The sequence below is a fragment of the Methylibium sp. genome, from assembly GCF_013817345.1.
Taxonomy (GTDB): domain Bacteria; phylum Pseudomonadota; class Gammaproteobacteria; order Burkholderiales; family Burkholderiaceae_C; genus Methylibium.
Map to the genome: position 1 here is coordinate 1 of NZ_JACDCW010000091.1, position 16,505 is coordinate 16,505.

Annotated in this window: 16 protein-coding genes and 1 pseudogene; 2 read left to right on the plus strand and 15 right to left on the minus strand. The window is 68.5% G+C overall.

Features of this window, described 5'->3' with window-relative positions:
• Window positions 1–426 (minus strand): annotated as a pseudogene (locus H0W40_RS15365) (hypothetical protein); the annotation flags it as partial.
• A 252-nt stretch (window positions 427–678) separates the two neighbouring features.
• Here H0W40_RS15365 and H0W40_RS15370 point away from each other — a divergent pair.
• A complete protein-coding gene (locus H0W40_RS15370; protein WP_292447823.1) occupies window positions 679–1,128 on the plus strand; it encodes a DUF302 domain-containing protein in 450 nt (149 codons plus the stop codon).
• Between the two features lie 181 nt (window positions 1,129–1,309).
• Here H0W40_RS15370 and H0W40_RS15375 read toward each other — a convergent pair whose 3' ends face one another.
• The 7 genes from H0W40_RS15375 to H0W40_RS15405 all read right to left on the minus strand — a co-directional run bounded on the left by H0W40_RS15375 (window position 1,310) and on the right by H0W40_RS15405 (window position 8,123).
• Window positions 1,310–1,657 carry a HigA family addiction module antitoxin gene (locus H0W40_RS15375; protein ID WP_292447826.1) on the minus strand — a complete coding sequence of 116 codons (348 nt, stop codon included), beginning with the start codon at window positions 1,655–1,657 and terminating at the stop codon, window positions 1,310–1,312.
• A 79-nt stretch (window positions 1,658–1,736) separates the two neighbouring features.
• Window positions 1,737–1,895, minus strand: coding sequence for a type II toxin-antitoxin system RelE/ParE family toxin (locus tag H0W40_RS15380; RefSeq protein ID WP_292447859.1), 159 nt, complete (start codon window positions 1,893–1,895; stop codon window positions 1,737–1,739).
• 35 nt (window positions 1,896–1,930) lie between these two features.
• Window positions 1,931–3,616 carry an electron transfer flavoprotein-ubiquinone oxidoreductase gene (locus tag H0W40_RS15385; RefSeq protein ID WP_292447829.1) on the minus strand — a complete coding sequence of 562 codons (1,686 nt, stop codon included), beginning with the start codon at window positions 3,614–3,616 and terminating at the stop codon, window positions 1,931–1,933.
• 136 nt (window positions 3,617–3,752) lie between these two features.
• Complete coding sequence (locus tag H0W40_RS15390) at window positions 3,753–4,721, minus strand: hydroxyacid dehydrogenase (protein ID WP_292447831.1); 969 nt, start codon at window positions 4,719–4,721, stop codon at window positions 3,753–3,755.
• A 70-nt stretch (window positions 4,722–4,791) separates the two neighbouring features.
• A complete protein-coding gene (locus tag H0W40_RS15395) occupies window positions 4,792–5,775 on the minus strand; it encodes a tripartite tricarboxylate transporter substrate binding protein (protein WP_292447833.1) in 984 nt (327 codons plus the stop codon).
• Window positions 5,776–5,823: 48 nt separating this feature from the next.
• Window positions 5,824–6,996, minus strand: coding sequence for a mandelate racemase/muconate lactonizing enzyme family protein (locus tag H0W40_RS15400; protein ID WP_292447835.1), 1,173 nt, complete (start codon window positions 6,994–6,996; stop codon window positions 5,824–5,826).
• A 68-nt stretch (window positions 6,997–7,064) separates the two neighbouring features.
• Window positions 7,065–8,123 carry a dihydrodipicolinate synthase family protein gene (locus tag H0W40_RS15405; RefSeq protein ID WP_292447837.1) on the minus strand — a complete coding sequence of 353 codons (1,059 nt, stop codon included), beginning with the start codon at window positions 8,121–8,123 and terminating at the stop codon, window positions 7,065–7,067.
• 115 nt (window positions 8,124–8,238) lie between these two features.
• Between H0W40_RS15405 and H0W40_RS15410 the strand changes: the two genes are divergently transcribed.
• Window positions 8,239–9,150, plus strand: a complete 912-nt coding sequence (locus tag H0W40_RS15410) for a LysR family transcriptional regulator (RefSeq protein WP_292447840.1) — start codon at window positions 8,239–8,241, stop codon at window positions 9,148–9,150.
• A 69-nt stretch (window positions 9,151–9,219) separates the two neighbouring features.
• Here the strand turns inward: H0W40_RS15410 and H0W40_RS15415 are convergent, their stop codons facing one another.
• From H0W40_RS15415 to H0W40_RS15445, 7 genes are all read right to left on the minus strand, one after another.
• Window positions 9,220–10,581 carry a hybrid sensor histidine kinase/response regulator gene (locus tag H0W40_RS15415; RefSeq protein ID WP_292447843.1) on the minus strand — a complete coding sequence of 454 codons (1,362 nt, stop codon included), beginning with the start codon at window positions 10,579–10,581 and terminating at the stop codon, window positions 9,220–9,222.
• Window positions 10,578–12,038, minus strand: a complete 1,461-nt coding sequence (locus H0W40_RS15420; protein ID WP_292447845.1) for an ATPase domain-containing protein — start codon at window positions 12,036–12,038, stop codon at window positions 10,578–10,580. Before H0W40_RS15420 ends, H0W40_RS15415 begins: the two co-directional genes overlap by 4 nt.
• The gene (locus H0W40_RS15425) at window positions 12,035–12,472 is read right to left on the minus strand and encodes a hypothetical protein (RefSeq protein ID WP_292447847.1); all 438 of its coding nucleotides are present in this window, start codon (window positions 12,470–12,472) and stop codon (window positions 12,035–12,037) included. The genes H0W40_RS15420 and H0W40_RS15425 overlap by 4 nt, the downstream gene beginning before the upstream one ends.
• A 156-nt stretch (window positions 12,473–12,628) precedes the next feature.
• On the minus strand, window positions 12,629–13,933 hold the full coding sequence (locus H0W40_RS15430) for a HupE/UreJ family protein (RefSeq protein ID WP_292447850.1): 1,305 nt from the start codon (window positions 13,931–13,933) through the stop codon (window positions 12,629–12,631).
• A 116-nt stretch (window positions 13,934–14,049) separates the two neighbouring features.
• Window positions 14,050–15,222 (minus strand): hypothetical protein, encoded by a 1,173-nt coding sequence (locus tag H0W40_RS15435; protein ID WP_292447853.1) that lies wholly within the window; start codon window positions 15,220–15,222, stop codon window positions 14,050–14,052.
• A gap of 102 nt (window positions 15,223–15,324) precedes the next feature.
• Complete coding sequence (locus H0W40_RS15440; protein WP_292447855.1) at window positions 15,325–15,606, minus strand: hypothetical protein; 282 nt, start codon at window positions 15,604–15,606, stop codon at window positions 15,325–15,327.
• Between the two features lie 16 nt (window positions 15,607–15,622).
• Window positions 15,623–16,505, minus strand: an 883-nt coding sequence (locus tag H0W40_RS15445; RefSeq protein ID WP_292447857.1) for a DUF4331 domain-containing protein, incomplete at its 5' end; no start/stop codon positions are given.

Below are 16,505 nucleotides of genomic sequence, written 5' to 3' on the forward strand. Positions count from 1 at the left end.
GGACGGTGTCGTGCCGGCGTCGGGCCGATGGCGGCGCAGGGCGCGGACGGCCAGAACCGCGTAGACCGCCAGGTTCCAGACGATCAGCGCAGCGAATGGCGGCGCCAATATGTTGATGCGCTCGCCCGACCCCACCGCATCGAGCGCCAGGCCGGCAAGCAGGGCGAGCAGCAGAAGTGCCCACACCAGGCTGGCCCGTCCGCTGTTCGCGCTAAGCACGTGGGCGATCGCCGGCTCGCGCTCGCTGAGTCTGGCGCTGGCCAGCGCGGCGCGTTGCGCGAGCAAGGCCTGCGCCGGTGCTTCCTCGCCCAGAGTTTGCAAGGCCTCGCGGCTGGCCCAGGCGGCGTCGGCGTCGCTCCACGGCGCCGCAGGCGGCGTCTCGAAGGCACGCACCAGCAGCACCCGACGGGCCTCGGCTTCGTTCATGGCGGCGCTCGCTTCATGGCTCCAGGAGGTGCGTGCCGGCAAGCGGCGGAGTTGCTGCGAGCATTGTGGAGGACGGGGCGGCACGGCCCGCACGGCCGCGCTGGCGCTCGCGCTCAGCCTCGCAGTTGAAGCGGCCCGCCTGCAACGCCTGCCGTCCGCCTATGACGGCGGCAATCACCAAGGGCATCGGCCTCGTGCAAGGATGCAGCGGTACGAGCCCTCCGACCCTTCGACGTTCATTGGAGCCCCGCCATGACCTTCAAGTTTGCCAGCAGTGCCGCCGCGTTCGCACTCGTTTTGGCTCTGCCAGCCACGGTGATTGCGCAGTCGATGCTCACGCAGACCGCGAGCCCGCACACGCATGCCGAAACGGTGCAGCGACTGGAAAAAGCGATCGAAGCGCGCGGATTGACGATGGTCGCCAAGGTCGATCATGCGGCTGCGGCGGCCAAGGCCGGCATGAAGTTGCCGCCCACGGTGCTGCTGATCTTCGGCAACCCGAAGGGCGGCACGCCGCTGATGCAGGCCGCACCTTCGATGGGCATCGATCTGCCGATGAAGGCGCTGGTCTGGCAGGAAGTCGGCGGCAAGGTTCAGGTGGCCGTCAACAGCACCGATTTCTACGAGCGGCACGGCCTGAAGAAGGAGCAACTTCAGCCGCTGGGTGCCGTGGCCGGGCTGGTGGACGCCGCCTTGAAGTAAAACCGCGTCTGCGCTCTCGCGCTCTCGGGCATACCGCTTGCCTAGACAACGCTTCTCGAACTTTCGAAAGCGGAGCGCGCATGAAGATCATCGGCTGGATCATCCTCATCATCTTTCTGATCGGACTGGCGGTCGTGCTGGGGCTCGGAGGTTTGATTTTCTGAGCCACTCACGCACAGGCTCATGCGGCCAGAGCACGAATCTCACGAGCCAGTTGCTCACCCTGGTCGCGTTGGATCACCTCGATGTCGTACTGCGCTTGAAGGTTCAGCCAGAACCGCGGGTCGATACCGAACGTCATACCCAGTCGTACCGCGGTATCGGCTGTGATTCCGCGCTCGCCCGTGCAAATATCGTCGATCCGCCGCTGCTGCTCACCCATTGCTTTCGCCACGGGGTAGCGCGTGATCCCCATCGGTTCGATGAATTCGGCAAGCAGCACCGATCCGGGGTGCACTGCGGCAAGCTTGCGACCGGTAGTGACGCCCTTGAGGCTCCCATGCTTCAGTTCGTTGAGTGCGATGCTCATCTTGACCACTCCACGAAAAGATGACCCTTTCGGGTCAGTGATAGTCCACGATTTTCACGTCCAACGCGGTGGTGTCCTTTCAGCGAAAGCAGATTCGCCACTGGTCATTGACGCGGATGCTCGACTGGCCCTTGCGGCTACCCTTCAGCGGCTCCAGGCGGTTGCCTGGTGGCACCCGCAGCGACTGTGGGCATCGAGCCCACTGCACTCGCCGTTGCACTCCGCCGTCGATCCCCATGCTTCGCATGGGGCCCCTCTTAGCCGCTTCGTGCGCTACATCCCCGCATAGTTCGGCCCGCCGCCGCCTTCGGGGGTGACCCAGACGATGTTCTGCGTCGGGTCCTTGATGTCACAGGTCTTGCAGTGCACGCAGTTCTGCGCGTTGATCTGCAGGCGGTCGGCGCCCTGTTCGGTCTTGACGTATTCGTACACGCCGGCCGGACAGTAGCGCGACTCGGGGCCCGCGTAGAGCGCGAGATTGGTTACCACCGGAATGCGCGCGTCCTTCAAGGTCAGGTGCGCGGGCTGGTTCTCCTCGTGGTTGGTGTTGCTGATGAACACCGAGGAGAGCTTGTCGAAGCTGAGCTTGCCGTCGGGCTTGGGATAGGTGATGCGCGGGCTTTGCGACGCCGAGCGCAGGGACTGGTGATCCGGCTTGCTGCAATGCAGGGTCCACGGCGGTGTCTTGACGCCGAGCTTGGGCAACAGCCATTGCTCGATGCCGGTCATCAGCGTGGCGACGAGGCGGCCCTTCTTGAACCACTGCTTGAAGTTCTTCGACAACAGCAGTTCATCGCGCAGCCAGCTCCGCTCGAACGCAGCCGGGTAGGCGCTGAGTTCGTCGTGCTTGCGGCCGGCGCCCACGGCCTCGAAGGCGGCTTCAGCCGCCAGCATGCCGGTCTTGATGGCGGCATGGCTGCCCTTGATGCGGCTTGCGTTGAGGTAGCCGGCTTCGCAGCCGACAAGCGCGCCGCCGGGGAATACCGTTTTCGGCAGGCTGAGGATGCCGCCCGCCGTGATGGAGCGCGCGCCGTAGCCCAGGCGCTTGCCGCCTTCGAGGTACTTGCGGATCTCGGGGTGCGTCTTCCAGCGCTGGAACTCCTCGAAGGGGCTGAGCCACGGGTTGCTGTAGTCCAGGCCGACCACGAAGCCGAGTGCGACCTTGTTGTCTTCGGCGTGATAGAGGAAGGAGCCGCCATAGGTGTTGTCATCGAGCGGCCAGCCGGCGGTGTGGACCACCAGGCCCGGGCGGTGCCGCGAGGGCTCGACCTCCCACAGCTCCTTCAAGCCGATGCCGTAGCTTTGCGGGTCGCAACCTTCCGCCAACTTGAACTTGGCGATCAGTTGTCGGCCGAGGTGCCCACGCGAGCCTTCGGCGAACACGGTGTACTTGGCATGCAGTTCCATGCCGAGCTGAAAGCTCGCCGTCGGCTCGCCATCCTTGCCGACGCCGAGGTTGCCGGTGGCCACGCCCTTGACGGAGCCGTCGTCGTTGTAGAGCACCTCAGCCGCAGCGAAGCCGGGGAAGATCTCCACGCCCAGCGCCTCGGCCTGCTGAGCCAGCCAGCGTACGACGTTGCCCAGGCTGGCGATGTAGTTGCCGTGGTTCTTGAAGCAATCGGGCAGGAAGAAATCGGCCGTCGTCTTCGCACCGGTTTCGCTGAGAAAAAGGAAACGGTCGACGCTGACGGCTTGGCCCAACGGCGCACCGAGTTCCTGCCAGTTCGGGAACAGCTCACTCATGGCCCGCGGATCGATGATGGCACCCGAGAGAATGTGCGCGCCCGGCTCGGAACCCTTCTCGAGCACGACGACCGCAATTTCTCTGCCTTGCTTGACGGCCAGTTGCTTCAGGCGGATCGCGGTGGCCAGGCCGCCGGGGCCGGCGCCGACCACTACCACGTCGTATTCCATCGTTTCGCGCGGGCCGTACTGCTCGAGCATCGCTTGCGGCGTCATGGGATGAGTCCTCGCTGTCGGGCTGTCGTTCGGGCCCGAATTCTATCGGCGAGGGTAAAAAATAGAACGACCGTTCGATTCGCTCTTTGCGGCCTCGCTGGCAGCAGTCGCGAGCGCTCGCGCGCTTGTCGGCAGGTCAGCGCCGGCGGCGCTCCCAGACCTCCGGGTTGACGAGGTTCACGGGCCGGTCGCCCGCCAGCAGCCGCAGCACCTCTTCGGCGGTGCCCTGGCTCATCCGGGCCATGCTCTGTGCCGTGAGCCCGGCGACGTGCGGGGTGAGCAGCACGTTGTCCAGGGCCAGCAGCGGATGCTGCGGCGTGAGCGGCTGGGTCTCGAACACGTCGAGCGCCGCGCTGGCCAGGCGGCCTCCGCGCAGCGCCGCGATCAGCGCGGCCTCGATGATCACCGCCCCGCGCGCCACGTTGACGAGGAATGCGCCCGGCTTCATCAGTGCCAGCCGGCGCGCGTCGATCAGGCCCTGCGTGGCCGCGTTCAGCGGGCAACTGAGCACCACGAAATCGCTGCGTGCCAGCAGATCATCGAGCGCTGCGCCTTCGATGAAGGCCGGCAGGGCATCGAGCCGGCGCTGGTGGCCGAGCACCGTCATGCGATAACCGAAGTGGCAGATCTCCGCGATGCGCAGGCCGATGCTGCCCACGCCGACGATGCCCACGGTCTGGCCGTTCAGTTCGGTGGCGCGCTCGGCGAGCTTGCGGCTCGCGCCCCATCCCGACTCGTGCAGGCTGCGGTCCATGCGCTGCGTGTGGCGCGTCAGCAGGCCGAAGCACGTCAGCACGTGTTCGGCGACCGCGTCGCGGTTGGAGCCAGGCACGTTGGCCACCGGGATGCCGTGGGCGCTGGCCGCTTCCATCGGGATCATGTCGAGCCCAACTCCGTGCCGCACCACGCCGCGCAGGCGCGGCGCATGGTCGAACACGTCGGCTGGCAATTGCGCCCGCACGACCAGCACGTCGGCATCGGCGACGAGGCGGCGAAGCGTTTCGGGCCGCACGTCCGGCGCGGCCACGATGTCGGCGCGCGTGGCGATGATCCGCTCGCCCGAAGGATCGATCGGCCCGGCCAGCAGCACCCGGGGGCGCGTCACGTCATCGCTCCGGTCCTTGCTGCGGCTTTCACCGCACGACACGCCGGGCCGCTGGGGCGTTCGCTGAAAGTCACTCGGGGGTGACGCCCGCATCCCGCACCACCTTCGCCCACATTGCCGACTGCCGGGTCAGGTGCGCCGCGAACTCCGCCTGCGTGCTGCCGATCACATCGACGCCCTGGCCAGCGAACTTGGCCTTCACGTCCGGCATGTTGAGGATCTCGACGATCTTGGTGTTGAGCTTGTCGAGGATGGGCTGCGGCGTGCCGGCGGGCGCCGCGAAGCCGAACCAGACCTCGACCTCGTAGCCCGGCACGCCGGACTCGGCGACCGTGGGCACGCCGGGCGCATGCGGGGAGGCTTTCGGGGTGGTCACCGCCAGCGCCTTGAGCTTGCCCGCCTTGACGTGCTGGATGATGTTGGGAACGTTGTCGAACATCAAGCCCACCTGGCCGCCGAGCAGGTCGGTCACCGCCGGGCCGCTGCCCTTGTAGGGCACGTGCACGATGTCCACGCCCGCCATCTGCTTGAACAACTCCATCGACAGATGGTTCGACGAGCCGATGCCGGTGGAGGCGTAGCTCAGGAAGCCGGGCTTGCTCTTGGCCAGCGCGATGAGTTCCTTCACCGAGTTGGCCGGTACCGTGGGCGACAGCACCAGCAGGTTGGGCGTCGATGCCGCCAGCGTGATCGGCGCGAAGTCCTTGATCGGGTCGTAGGGCAGCTTCTTGAAGATGCTCTGGTTCACCGCGAAGGCGAAGGGCGTGATGAACAGCGTGTAGCCGTCCGGCGCGGACTTGGCCGCCGCGTCGGTGCCGATGAGGGTGGCGCCGCCGGGGCGGTTCTCGACCGTCACCGTCTGGCCCCAGCCGTCCTGCAGCTTGGCGCCGACCGTGCGCGCGAGGGTGTCGTTGAAGCCGCCCGGGGGGTAGGGAACGATGATGCGAATGGGCTTGTCCGGGTAGCTCTGCGCTTGTGCCTGGGCAGTGCCCGCGGCGGCGAACAGCAGGGCGGTCAGGAGCGCGGGAAGGGTGATGCGGTGCAGGAGTTTCATGGAGGTTTCCGTGGTTGCTGCGGGGGGCTGCGTTGAAGGCAGTGCGAATCAGATGTAGCCCGGGCCCTCGATCGGCGGGTAGGCCGCGAGGAAGCTCTCGTCGATCTCGACGCCGATGCCCGGGGCTTCGAGCGGGCGCACGTTGCCATCGGCATCGACCTTGAACGGCGAGCTGGTGAGCTGGTCGCGATAGAGGTTGTTCTTCGACACGTCGCCTTCGAAGTAGCCGCCGTTGTCGATGGCGGCGAGGAAGTGGATCGACGCGGCCATGTTGATGCCGGTCATGCAGGTGTGCGGGTTGATCGGCAGCTTGTAGGCCGAGGCCATGGCGGCGATGCGCAGCATCTCGGTGATGCCGCCGGCCTTGGACAGATCGGGCTGCAGGATGGTGATGTCGCCGTCCTCGATCACGCGGTTGAACTCAAAGCGGGTGAAGTGGTTCTCGCCCGCGGCCAGGGGCACGCGGCCGAATCCGCGGGCCAGCTTGTAGCTGCGGATGTCGTGCGGAGCGAACGGCTCCTCGAGCCAGCCGACGCCCAGTGCGTCGAAGCCGGGCATGACCTGGCGCGCGTCGTTCACGTCGTAGCCGGTGTTGGCGTCGACCAGGATCGCGATGTCGTCGCCGAGCGCCTCGCGCACCGCCTTCACTCGTTGCAGATCGCGCGCCGGCGTGTCGCCCACTCGCAGCTTGACCGCCTTGTAGCCGGCCTCGATATGCGGGCGCGCTTCGTCGATCAGCGCCGACGGATCCTGAAAGCCGAGCGATACGCCGCCCGCGTAGGCGGGCACCGGCCGCGCCGAGCCGCCGAGCAGCTTGTACAGCGGCCAGCCCACGGCCTTGCCGCGGATGTCCCAAAGCGCCAGGTCGATGCCGCTCATCGCCATCGCGCAGCCGGCGCCCACGCCGTGGCTGGCGAGCTGCTTCCAGTAGATGCGGTTCCACACGCCGACCACGTCGCTGGCGTCCATGCCGAGGACGAGCTGGCGCAGCGTGGTGTTGATGAGCTGAGCGACTGCGGTGTGGGCCTTGCCGTGATGCGCCTCGCCCCAGCCGACGAGACCGCCTTCGGTGGTGACCTTGACCACCACCGCGTCCTTCTTCACGGCGCGGCCCATGCCCAGGGCGACACTGTTCTCGGGGGCGATGGGGAAGGAGATCGGGAAAGCCTTGACCTCGCGGATGCGCAATGCACGGTCGATCGCGGAAGGAGTCTGGGGCATGCGTGAGTCCTGGAATTCGATGCAAGAAGGGGTGGTGGGAGCGAGAAGGCCTCGGGGCCGGGCGGCAGTCAATTGTCGAGATAGCCCCGGGCCGGCATCAGGCCGTGGCGGTCGAGCGCGTTGCCGGCGAGGTCGATCAGCTCGTCGGGCAGGCGGTGTCCCGAGTGCAGCCGCGGGCCGGCAATCTCACGCGCCTGTGGGCCGTGCGCCATGAAGTGGTCGAGCGCCTTGTTGGCGTTGGTGAAGGCGTTGCCGTAAGGCAGCTTGGCCGCAGCAGCGAAGACCTCGTCGGCCACGCGCTCGATGCGACCCGAAAGCGCCTGCGCCGGCGCAGTGCGGTCCTGCCGAAGGTGCTCGATCATCTCGGCGTACTGCGGCCCGAAGCAGTTCGCGGTGCTCAGCAGAAGACCGTCGTAGGCGCCGCCGCCGAGCGCGAGGTGCCGTGCGTAGCCGCCTTCCGCGCCGCGCACGAGGAAGGCTTCGCGAAAGCCCGCCGCAGCCACGCGGTCCTCGCCGCTGGTGTCCTTGAGCAGCAGGAAGTTCTCGTGATTGCGCGCGAGTTTCGCCACGGTGTCCGCGCTCATCTCGTTTTCGGTGATCTGCGGCAACTGGTACAGCGAGATCGGCAGGCCGGTGGCCAGCACGCGCTCGAGCGCGTCATGAATCTGCGCCTGCGTGAGCTCGCGGCCTTTCGGCGGGCACACCGTGAAGCCGCAGACCGATGACTGGCGCAGGCAGTCCTCGTCGCTCGTTGCCTTGGTCCTGCGGCGCAGCCACGCCATGGTGTCTTCGAGCTTGCGAAGCACGTCGTCGGTGCTCGTGGCCAGCACGCCGATGAGCACACTGGTGCGGCGCTCGCGAGCCTGGTCGAGCGTGAACTCGAGCAGTTCGCGCACTTGCGCATCGTCGAGCTGCCACCCGTCGCCGGTGGAGCCGGGAACGAGGTAGCCCTTGACCGAATCCTGCAGGAAGGCGAGGTGGCGGCTTGCCCGCGCGGTGTCCAGGGCGCCCTCGGCGGTGTAGTGCGTCAGCAGCGGGCACCAGAGCAGCGGTACGCCGGCCGGGAGCAGCCGCTTCAGCCACGCCGCGCGCGGGGCGGCGAGGCGATCGATCGAGGAGTCGTGCATGAGGTCGGTGTCTGAAGGCGTGACAGGAGCCGCCCAATGTAGAAGCCGGACCAACTTGCCAAAAAGATATCCCCCGACATTTCAGATATGCTTTTCAGGCATACGAGGAAAGCCCATGAACCTGCGTCGCATCGAAGCCTTCCTTGCCGTCGCCGAGGCCGGCAACATTTCGCGCGCGTCGGCACAACTGGAGGTCGCACAGTCGGTGGTGAGCCGGCACGTCAAGGCGCTCGAGGCGGAGCTCGGCTATGGCCTCTTCGAGCGCACCGGCCGCGGCGTGGCCCTGACTCCCGCCGGTCGGCTGCTGGCCCCGCGCCTGCGCTCATCGCTCGCCGAGATGCAGCGCGCCGCCATCGAGGCGGGTGAGCTGGGGGACCAGCCCCATGGTCTCGTTCGCGTCGGCGTCGTGCCGGCGGCCATCTGGCCGCTGGTGGGGCTGCTCTACCAGCGTGTCGCCGAACGTTTCCCGCGCGTGCGTCTTCATTTCGTCGAGGGCTTCGGCAATGCCCTGGAGGAGCCGCTCACACGCGGCGAGCTGGACCTGGCCGTGATCAACCGCTACGGCCGGCTGCATCACCACGGCGAGGAGCGCTTGTGCACGGTGGACAGCCTCGTTGTCGGGCCGCCCGGGGCCTTCGGCAAGCACACGCGAGAGCTCGCCTTCAAGTCGCTGGCCGAGCTGCCGCTGGTGCTGGCCTCCAAGCCCAACGGCCTGCGTGTGGCGCTGGATCAGGTGTGCCGGCGCACGGGGGTGCAGTTGCGCGTGGCGGCTGAGGCCGATTCGATGCTGACGATGAAGGCCCTCGTCCTGCAGGGCGGCCTGCACACCGTGCTGCCACGCCAGTTGGTGCACGAGGATTTGGCGCAAGGCGCGATGAGCGCGGTGCGGCTGGTCAAGCCGTCGGTGCCGCGCACGCTGTCGCTGGCGACGTCCAGCCATCATCCCGGCACTCTGGCCACGCGCGCGGTGTGGCGCGAGATCCGCGACATCGTCGCCAACACGCTCGTGCACACCGTGTGGCGGTGAATCGGCGACCGGGTTTTTTCGGAACTGGGGCGCGCGCCGCAGCCGCGCTGCGCCGTCGCTGCCGACGCTTCAGTGCGAAACGCCGGCGAGGCGGTCGGCCAATCCGTCGATCAGCGCGAGCAGCGCCTGCGTATCGACCGGCTTCGTCAAATGCAAGGCAAAACCTGCGGCCAGGGCGCGCGCGCGATCGTCGGTCTGCCCGTAGCCGGTGAGGGCGACCATCAAGGGCAAGGCCTCCCTCATCTCCTCGCGCAAATACGTGGCCACCGCCAGACCGTCCATGCCGGGCAGCCCGATGTCGCACAGCACCATCTGCGGCCGGCTCTCGAGCACGAGGGACGCGCCCGAGGTGCCGTCGTAGGCCGAAAAAACCTCGTGACCGACGAGGGTCAGCAAGACGTTCAGGCTGTCGTTGGCATCCACGTTGTCTTCGATCACCGCGATGCGCATGCCGCGCCGCGCCGCGGGGCGTGATTGCAGCTCGGCCGGGACTGCGGGCAGTTGTCCCTGCAGCAGCGGCAGCGCGACGACGAACTCGCTGCCCCGATCCTCCCCGTCGCTCGCGACCGCGACCGTGCCGCCATGCAGTTCGACCAGCCGGCGCACCAGCGACAGGCCGATGCCCAGGCCGCCCTGTGCGTGAGCGAGCGAGTGGTCTTCCTGCGTGAACAGCTCGAAGATGCGCGCCTGGGCCTCGGGGGCGATGCCGCGGCCGTTGTCCTGCACGCGCACTACCAGCGTCTGCTCGACGGCCTGTGCGCTCACGGCAACGGTGCCGCCTTCGTGGGTGTACTTGACGGCGTTGCTGAACAGATTGGCGAACACCTGCGTCAGCCGCGTCGGATCGCCATCGACATAGACCGGCTCCGCGGGCAGCGCCACCGTGAATTGCTGGCGGCGCGCTTCGGCCAGCGGGCGGCAGCTCTCGGCGGCTTGCTCGATGAACTCGCGTGCGGCGACCGGGCGCCGTTGAAGGACGAGCTTGCCGCTGCGCACGCGGGCCACGTCGAGCAGGTCGTCGAGCAGCCGCGTCAACTGCGCGACCTGACGGTCGATCACAGCATGGATCCAGGGCAGGCGCGGCTCCGCGTGCGAGACGAGGCCCAGGATGGCGACTGCGTTGCGGATCGGCGCCAGCGGGTTGCGCAGTTCGTGCGAAAGCATCGCCAGGAAGTCGTCCTTGCGCTCATTGGCCTGCTCGGCGACCTCGGTGAGTTCCTGCGAGTGCAGCGATGCGATCACCAGCCGTTCGTTGGCCTCGCGGATCTGCAGTGCGCGCTCGGCAAGCCGATCGGCTTGCGTCAGCACCAGGGCCTCGTCCGAGTCCGCCGTCGTCTCGCGCCGCAAGACATGCTCCTCGCGCAGGCGCAGCGCTTCTCCACGAGCGCGCAGGGCGTCTTCCCCTGCTCCGTCGCGGGCGCCGGAGTTCATGTTCTTCCGTCTCGCGTGCTGCGTGTCGGCTGCCCCGAGAGCAGGCCCTCGTAGCCGGGCAGCGCGTCGCCGATGACGATGCCGTCCTTGTCGATGTCGAACAGCCGAAGCTCCCTGCTGTGCATGCTGGCGCGCACCTTCACGACCGCCATCACGCGCTCGAGGCGGCTGCCTACTTCGACGTAGCGCTGCACGATGATCGCGTCGGTGAGAAAGGCGTTGCCGTAGGGCGAAAAGCGCAGGTCGTCGTAGCGGTCCTCCATCTCCGACGTCATGAGCACCGTCACGCCCATGCCCGTGAGCACCGCGACCATGCGGTAGAGCGACTCGCGGAAGTCCTCGCGGAAGGTCGGCGCCAGTGCCAGCTCGAAGCCGGAGAGCGAATCGATCACCACCCGCTTGGCTTTCAGGCGCTTGATCTGCACCGTGAGCTCGTACAGGGTCTCGTCGATCGACAGGTCGAGCGCGCGGGTGTCGATGATGGCGAGCTGCCCGGCTTCGACCAACTCGTCGAGCCTGCGGCTGTGCGACTGACGCGGCCGCTTTTCGAAAGACGCGATGACACCGTTCTCGCCGACCCGCGCGCCCTCCATCAGGAAGCTGGTCGTGAGGATGGTCTTGCCTGAGCCGGCCGGCCCGGCGATGAGCATCGAATAGCCGGAGGGCACGCCGCCGCCGAGCATCTCGTCGAGCAGCGGCACGCCCATGGAGAGCCGGCTCTCGCCCGGCGGCGTATCGGTCGGATCGCCGCCGAGGATGACGCGCGGGAACACCCGGATGCCTTCGTCGCTGATGCGAAAGGTGTGCAGGCCGGGAATCTGCGCCCTGCCGCGCATCTTCATGACCTGCAATTTGCGCACCATGGAGTTGCGGTGCACGCTTTGCGTCATCCACAGCAGGCCGTCGGCCACGGTGAAGACCGGGTTGGTGTCGCTCTCGGCCAGCGAATACTCGCCGACCAGGAAGGAGGTGGTCTGCCAGCCGGTCAGCCGCATGCCGAGCTTTTGCACGAGCTGCTGCAGGCTGGAGGTCTGCTTGGAGTTGTCTTTCGCCGCCTCGTTGACCGAACGGAAGGAATCGACGAACACCAGCGCCGGCGAGGAAGCCTCGACCTCGGCGACGATGCGGGCCAGCACGACGTCGAACTTGCCGCTCATCGCCTCCTCGGTCAAGTTGATGAAGCGAACCGAGGCGTTGATGCGCTCGAAATCGAAGAAGCTGAACTGCTGCTGGTAACGCAGCATCTTGAGCGGCGGCTCGCCGAGCACGGTGAAGTAGACGGCGGGCCGCTCGGGGGTGGCCAGGCCGAACATCAACTGATGCGCCAGCGTTGTCTTCCCACAGCCCGGCGAGCCGGCGATCAGGTTGAAGGAGAACTCGGGAATGCCGCCGCCGAGAAGGTCGTCGAGCCCCGGCACGCCGGTCGGCAGGCACCGGATGGTCACTTTTTCAGTCATGTCTTGTTCTCCTGTGCGGGCTCGTCGGTGCGCCTGTCGGCCCAGACAGGGTTCAGCAGGCGGTCTGTCAGGCCTTCGCCGATCAAGTTGCTCAGCAATGTGATGAAGGTGTCGAGGAGCGCAACGCTGGCCTCCAGGGCTTCGGCCGCCTCGCGGCGTTCCAGGCTCAGCTTGACGGCGATGAAAGGCGCCGGCTCCGAAAGGGGCTGCGCCGTCCCATCCGTCGCAGGCCGGGGAATGCGCTGCAGGCTCAGGCTGCGGGTGTAGAGCGCTTCGACGCCGCCGTCGCCGATGACCGACACCAGTTGCGAGGCCACGCGCTGCCAGGTCGCGACCGAGGCATGGGCCACCGCCTGCGCATCGGAGCGTGCGCCGGCCACGCGCAGCAGGGCGCTGCGTATCACTTCCTGTCGATGGTGACTGCCGGTTGACACTGCAACGCGTTCCTCGCGGTTCGACGGCAAGGGGCAACAGTACGTCGCCCCACCCCCCGAGGTTGCCAAGGCACTGGCGGCGCGGTTGATGCTACGCGCTTCTCAAGACCCGCGGCACGCTTTGCGCTAAAGCCGCGCGCTCTGCTTTCCCCAGGGCTACACCGGGAGAACCTTCACATCGAGCAGCCGCTCGCCCAGCCACACCAGCGCCAGCAGGCCGGCTGCGATCGAGCCGCCGCGCATCCACCCCTGCGCGGCGGGGCGCCCCCGCAGAGGGGCCAGCACCAGGACGGCGAGGGCCACCACCATCAGCTGACCGGCTTCGACGCCCAGGTTGAACAGCAGCAGCGCCCCGGCCATGGTCAGCGGCGGCAGGTCGAGCTCGATCAGCGGACCGGCGAAGCCGAAGCCGTGGATCAACCCGAACGCGAAGGCCGCGAGCACGCGCCGCCGCCCGAGCACGGGCCACAGGTTGTCGGCCGCGGCGATGGCGATGGTCAGTGCAATGAGCGGCTCGATCACGCTCGGCGGCACGGCCAGCACGCGCCAGGCGGCCAGGCCCAACGTGATGGAGTGCGCCACGGTAAAGGCCGTCACCAGCGCCACGAGGGGCAGCCACAGCGCGCGGCCCCGCGCCACGCCGCCCTGCGCGTCGCGGCCCAGGGCGAGGGGCAGCAGCAGGCAGATGAGAAAGAGCACGTGGTCGGCACCGATCAGGATGTGGTGCAGGCCTTCGCCGAAGAAGCCGCCGGTGGGAGCTTCGTCGGCGGGCCGTGCGCCGGACGAGGCGGGCGCGTCGGCGGCCGACAGATCGGGGATGCTGCGCACGTTGGCCACTGCGAGCGCCGCCGGCTCCTCTGCGGGCCTGGCCCCGGGTGCTGACCGTGCCTGCTCCGCTGTCGGGTCGGGCACCCCGGCCGCCCCTGAGCCGGTATTCGGCGCACGCGCCAGCCGCACGGGCGCGCCTCCCGGCGCCAGGCTGCGCAGCCGGGCGATCGGCTGGCCGTCGGGACCCAGCACCTGCAACAGGCCGCGGTGCGTGGGATCGATGTCGCGGAACAGGCCGTAGGCGAGGCTCGGCGCGCTCGCTGCGGCGCAGTCGCTGGTGAAGTGCAGCACGGCATAGACGCCGTCGGCCTTGCGGTCGAGCGCGAGCGGCTGTGCGGCATCGCGCTGCAGCGCGCAGCGGGCCGGCTCGAGCTGCAGGTGCGCGGCCACGTGGTCGGCGATCTCGGCCTCGCGGCGGCGCACTTCGCCCCAGCTCAGCCGGCCGTCGGCATCGGCGTCCAGCGCGAGGGCGACGTCGAGATCGCGCAGCGCTACGTCGGCTTGGAAGACGAGTTGGCCCTTGTCATCGGCGGCGGCGCGCAGGTAGGCGTCGCTGGCCTGATGGGCCAGGGCGGCCGGTGCGGCGGCGAGCAGCGCCAGCAGCGCAGCGCAGCGCGCGCGCCAGGCAGGCATTTGCAGGCGCCGGCTAACCCTGTGCTGGCCTGGCGCAACTGGCGCGTTCCGCATTTCCGATGCCTCCTTCGGGATTCGGCTTTCCGGTGCGCGCGCCGGTCGCAATGCCAGGGACTTCATGACGTGCTTCCCGTCGTGCTCAGCCGTACATCGTGCAGTCCGATGCGCTCGGCCAGCGCGGCGACCTCGGCCTGCGCGGCCGCGTCGCCGGCCGCGAGCGCCGCTCGGTGCATGACGACGAAGTCGATGGCCTCGCGCTGCATCTGCAAATTCGCGCGGGCCAGAGCGAGCGCGCGCTCGGGGTTGCCCTCCACCTCCAGCGCGAAGCGAGCACGTTCGCGCGCATGCACGGCGGCTGCTTCGGGTCGCAGGGCAGCCTGCTCGTAGCGAGCGGACAAGGTGCGCTGCAGCTTCGCCGCTTCGTCGCTGCGCAAGGCCCGCTCGACGATGGCATGGCGCAGCAGCGCGGCCTCGCTGTCGCCAGCGTCGACCAGCAGTGCCTGCGCTTCGGGCCAGCGCTCGGCTTCGATGAGCACGTCGGCCAGCGCCAGACGGCTGTAGGGATCGGCCCCGGCTTTCTGCGCCGCGCGCAGTTGGGCAATGGCGGCCTCGGGCCGGCCGGCGCGCTGTTCCAGCTCGCCCAGGCTGGTGCGGATCCATGAGGCCCAGCCGGCATCGCCGGGTTGGGCCTTCAAAAGCGCCTCGAACTCGCTGCGGGCCGCCGCGACCTCGCCGCCGAGCGCCTGGTTCTCGGCCAGGCAGGCGCGTGCATAGAGCGGCTGGCCGGCCTCGGTAAGTCGCTCGCAGGCGGAGTTGGACTCTTTGTAGCGGCCCTGCACGCGGTGGATGGTGGCCAGCGTCAGCAGCGCCTGCGGATGGCGGGGCGCGACGCGGAGCACCGCTTCGAGCTCCTGCACGGCGGCGTCGAATTCGTGGAGGTGCTGGCGCAAGGTGGCGCGCTGCAGGCGGATCTCGACGGGCGCATTGGCGTCGCCGTCCCAAGCGCCCAGCACGCCCAAAGCCTGGCCGGCCAGGCGCGCATCGCCCTCGATGCGTGCGCGCGCCAGGGTGCTTCTCGACAGCGCCAGCGCAGTGGCCGCATCGCGCGGCTGCTGCGCGAGCTTGCGGCGCATTTCGCGCTGTTCGCGGGCGAAGCCGCCGAGCGTGGGCAGGGTCTCGACGATCTCGTCGTCGCCGGCCGGGCGCAGGGGTTCGGCCTGTGCGATGAGCGCACTCATGCCAACGAGACCGGCGCATGCGAGCGCGCCGATGAAACGGATAGAGGTCATGGCTGCAAAGTGTAGGAGGCCGCAATGAGAACCGCCCGCCATCGCGAATGCCCGAGGGCAGCGCGGTGGCGGGCGGCGAAGCTTGGCGTTGAACGCCGCGGCTTACTGGTCGATCGACGTGGCGATCGGCGGCGCGGTTTCGTCGCTGGCCGGTGCGTCGAACATGCTCACGTCGTAGGGCTCGGAGCGATCGAACATGCCGTCCGCCAGCGAGGCGATGAAGGCGAGAAAGCCTTCGCTGCTTGCGCCGGCGCTGGCGGGCGGTGCGTCCGGGCCGCCGGCGGGCGTGTCGTCCCGGTCGCTGCCCCCGCCGCCGCCGCAGGCGGCGAGCGCGAGGCTGGCGACTGCGGCGAGGAGGACGCCATGGATGCGTGAAATCGTCATGGGAGGCTCCTTGGGATCAGTTCGCCCCGCCGATCGGCGTGGCGAGGTACGGGAAGCTCGTCGACAACGATGCGGCCGCGGCGGCCTGGTCGACGGCGTCGTGCAGCTGGAAGGCAGTGGCGCCCAGCGGCACGGCCGAGGGCTTGCACTCGGCGCCGAAGCCCAGCGCGTTCGCGTCGCCGTTGGCCATGCACAGCCCGCCCATCACCGCGATCAGCGAGATGTCGACGATGTCGTCCTTCGGCCGGCGGCCGTTCGGAAAGCCCGCGTTGTCGCTGCCCGTGGCCAGGATGTTGCCGACGATGCCCAGCCGGTTCTGGCTGGCGAACGCCACCGGTTCGATCGCGGTGTTCAGGCGCAGCATTTCCGAGGCGGTCACCTTGGCCATCTGGTTCACGCCGGCGATGCCGGTGAGGAACACCGTCTGCAGATCGACGCGACCTGCGTTGGTCGGCGCGGCACCGCCCAGGCTCAGCACGGCATCGAGCAGCACCGGCAGCGTCGGGTTGGTGACATAGCCGGCGAACTGGGCGTCGCCCTTGGGCTCGGACGCGTTGAAACGGTCCTTGTCCTTCAGGCCGATGACCACTTCGTTGACCAGGGGCATGCCCAGGCGCGAGACCTGTGTCCACGGGCCGGCGTTGAGCGACGCGTTCTCGAGCGCGGTGTTCTTCGGCGAGCCCGACAGCAGGCGGCCCTGGCGCAGGCTGGCCGAGGTCCAGCCGCCAATGACGGCCGCGGGATTGTCCGCGGCGGCGCCGGCCGTGGTGGTCAGGCAATCACGGTGCACTTCGAGCGACAGCGTGGTGACGTTCTTGTCGTCCAGGTCGCCGGGGCCGGCGGCGTTGATCTGCGCCGGGTCGGTGATCAGGCCGACCGGCGCGTTGACCAGGTCGAAG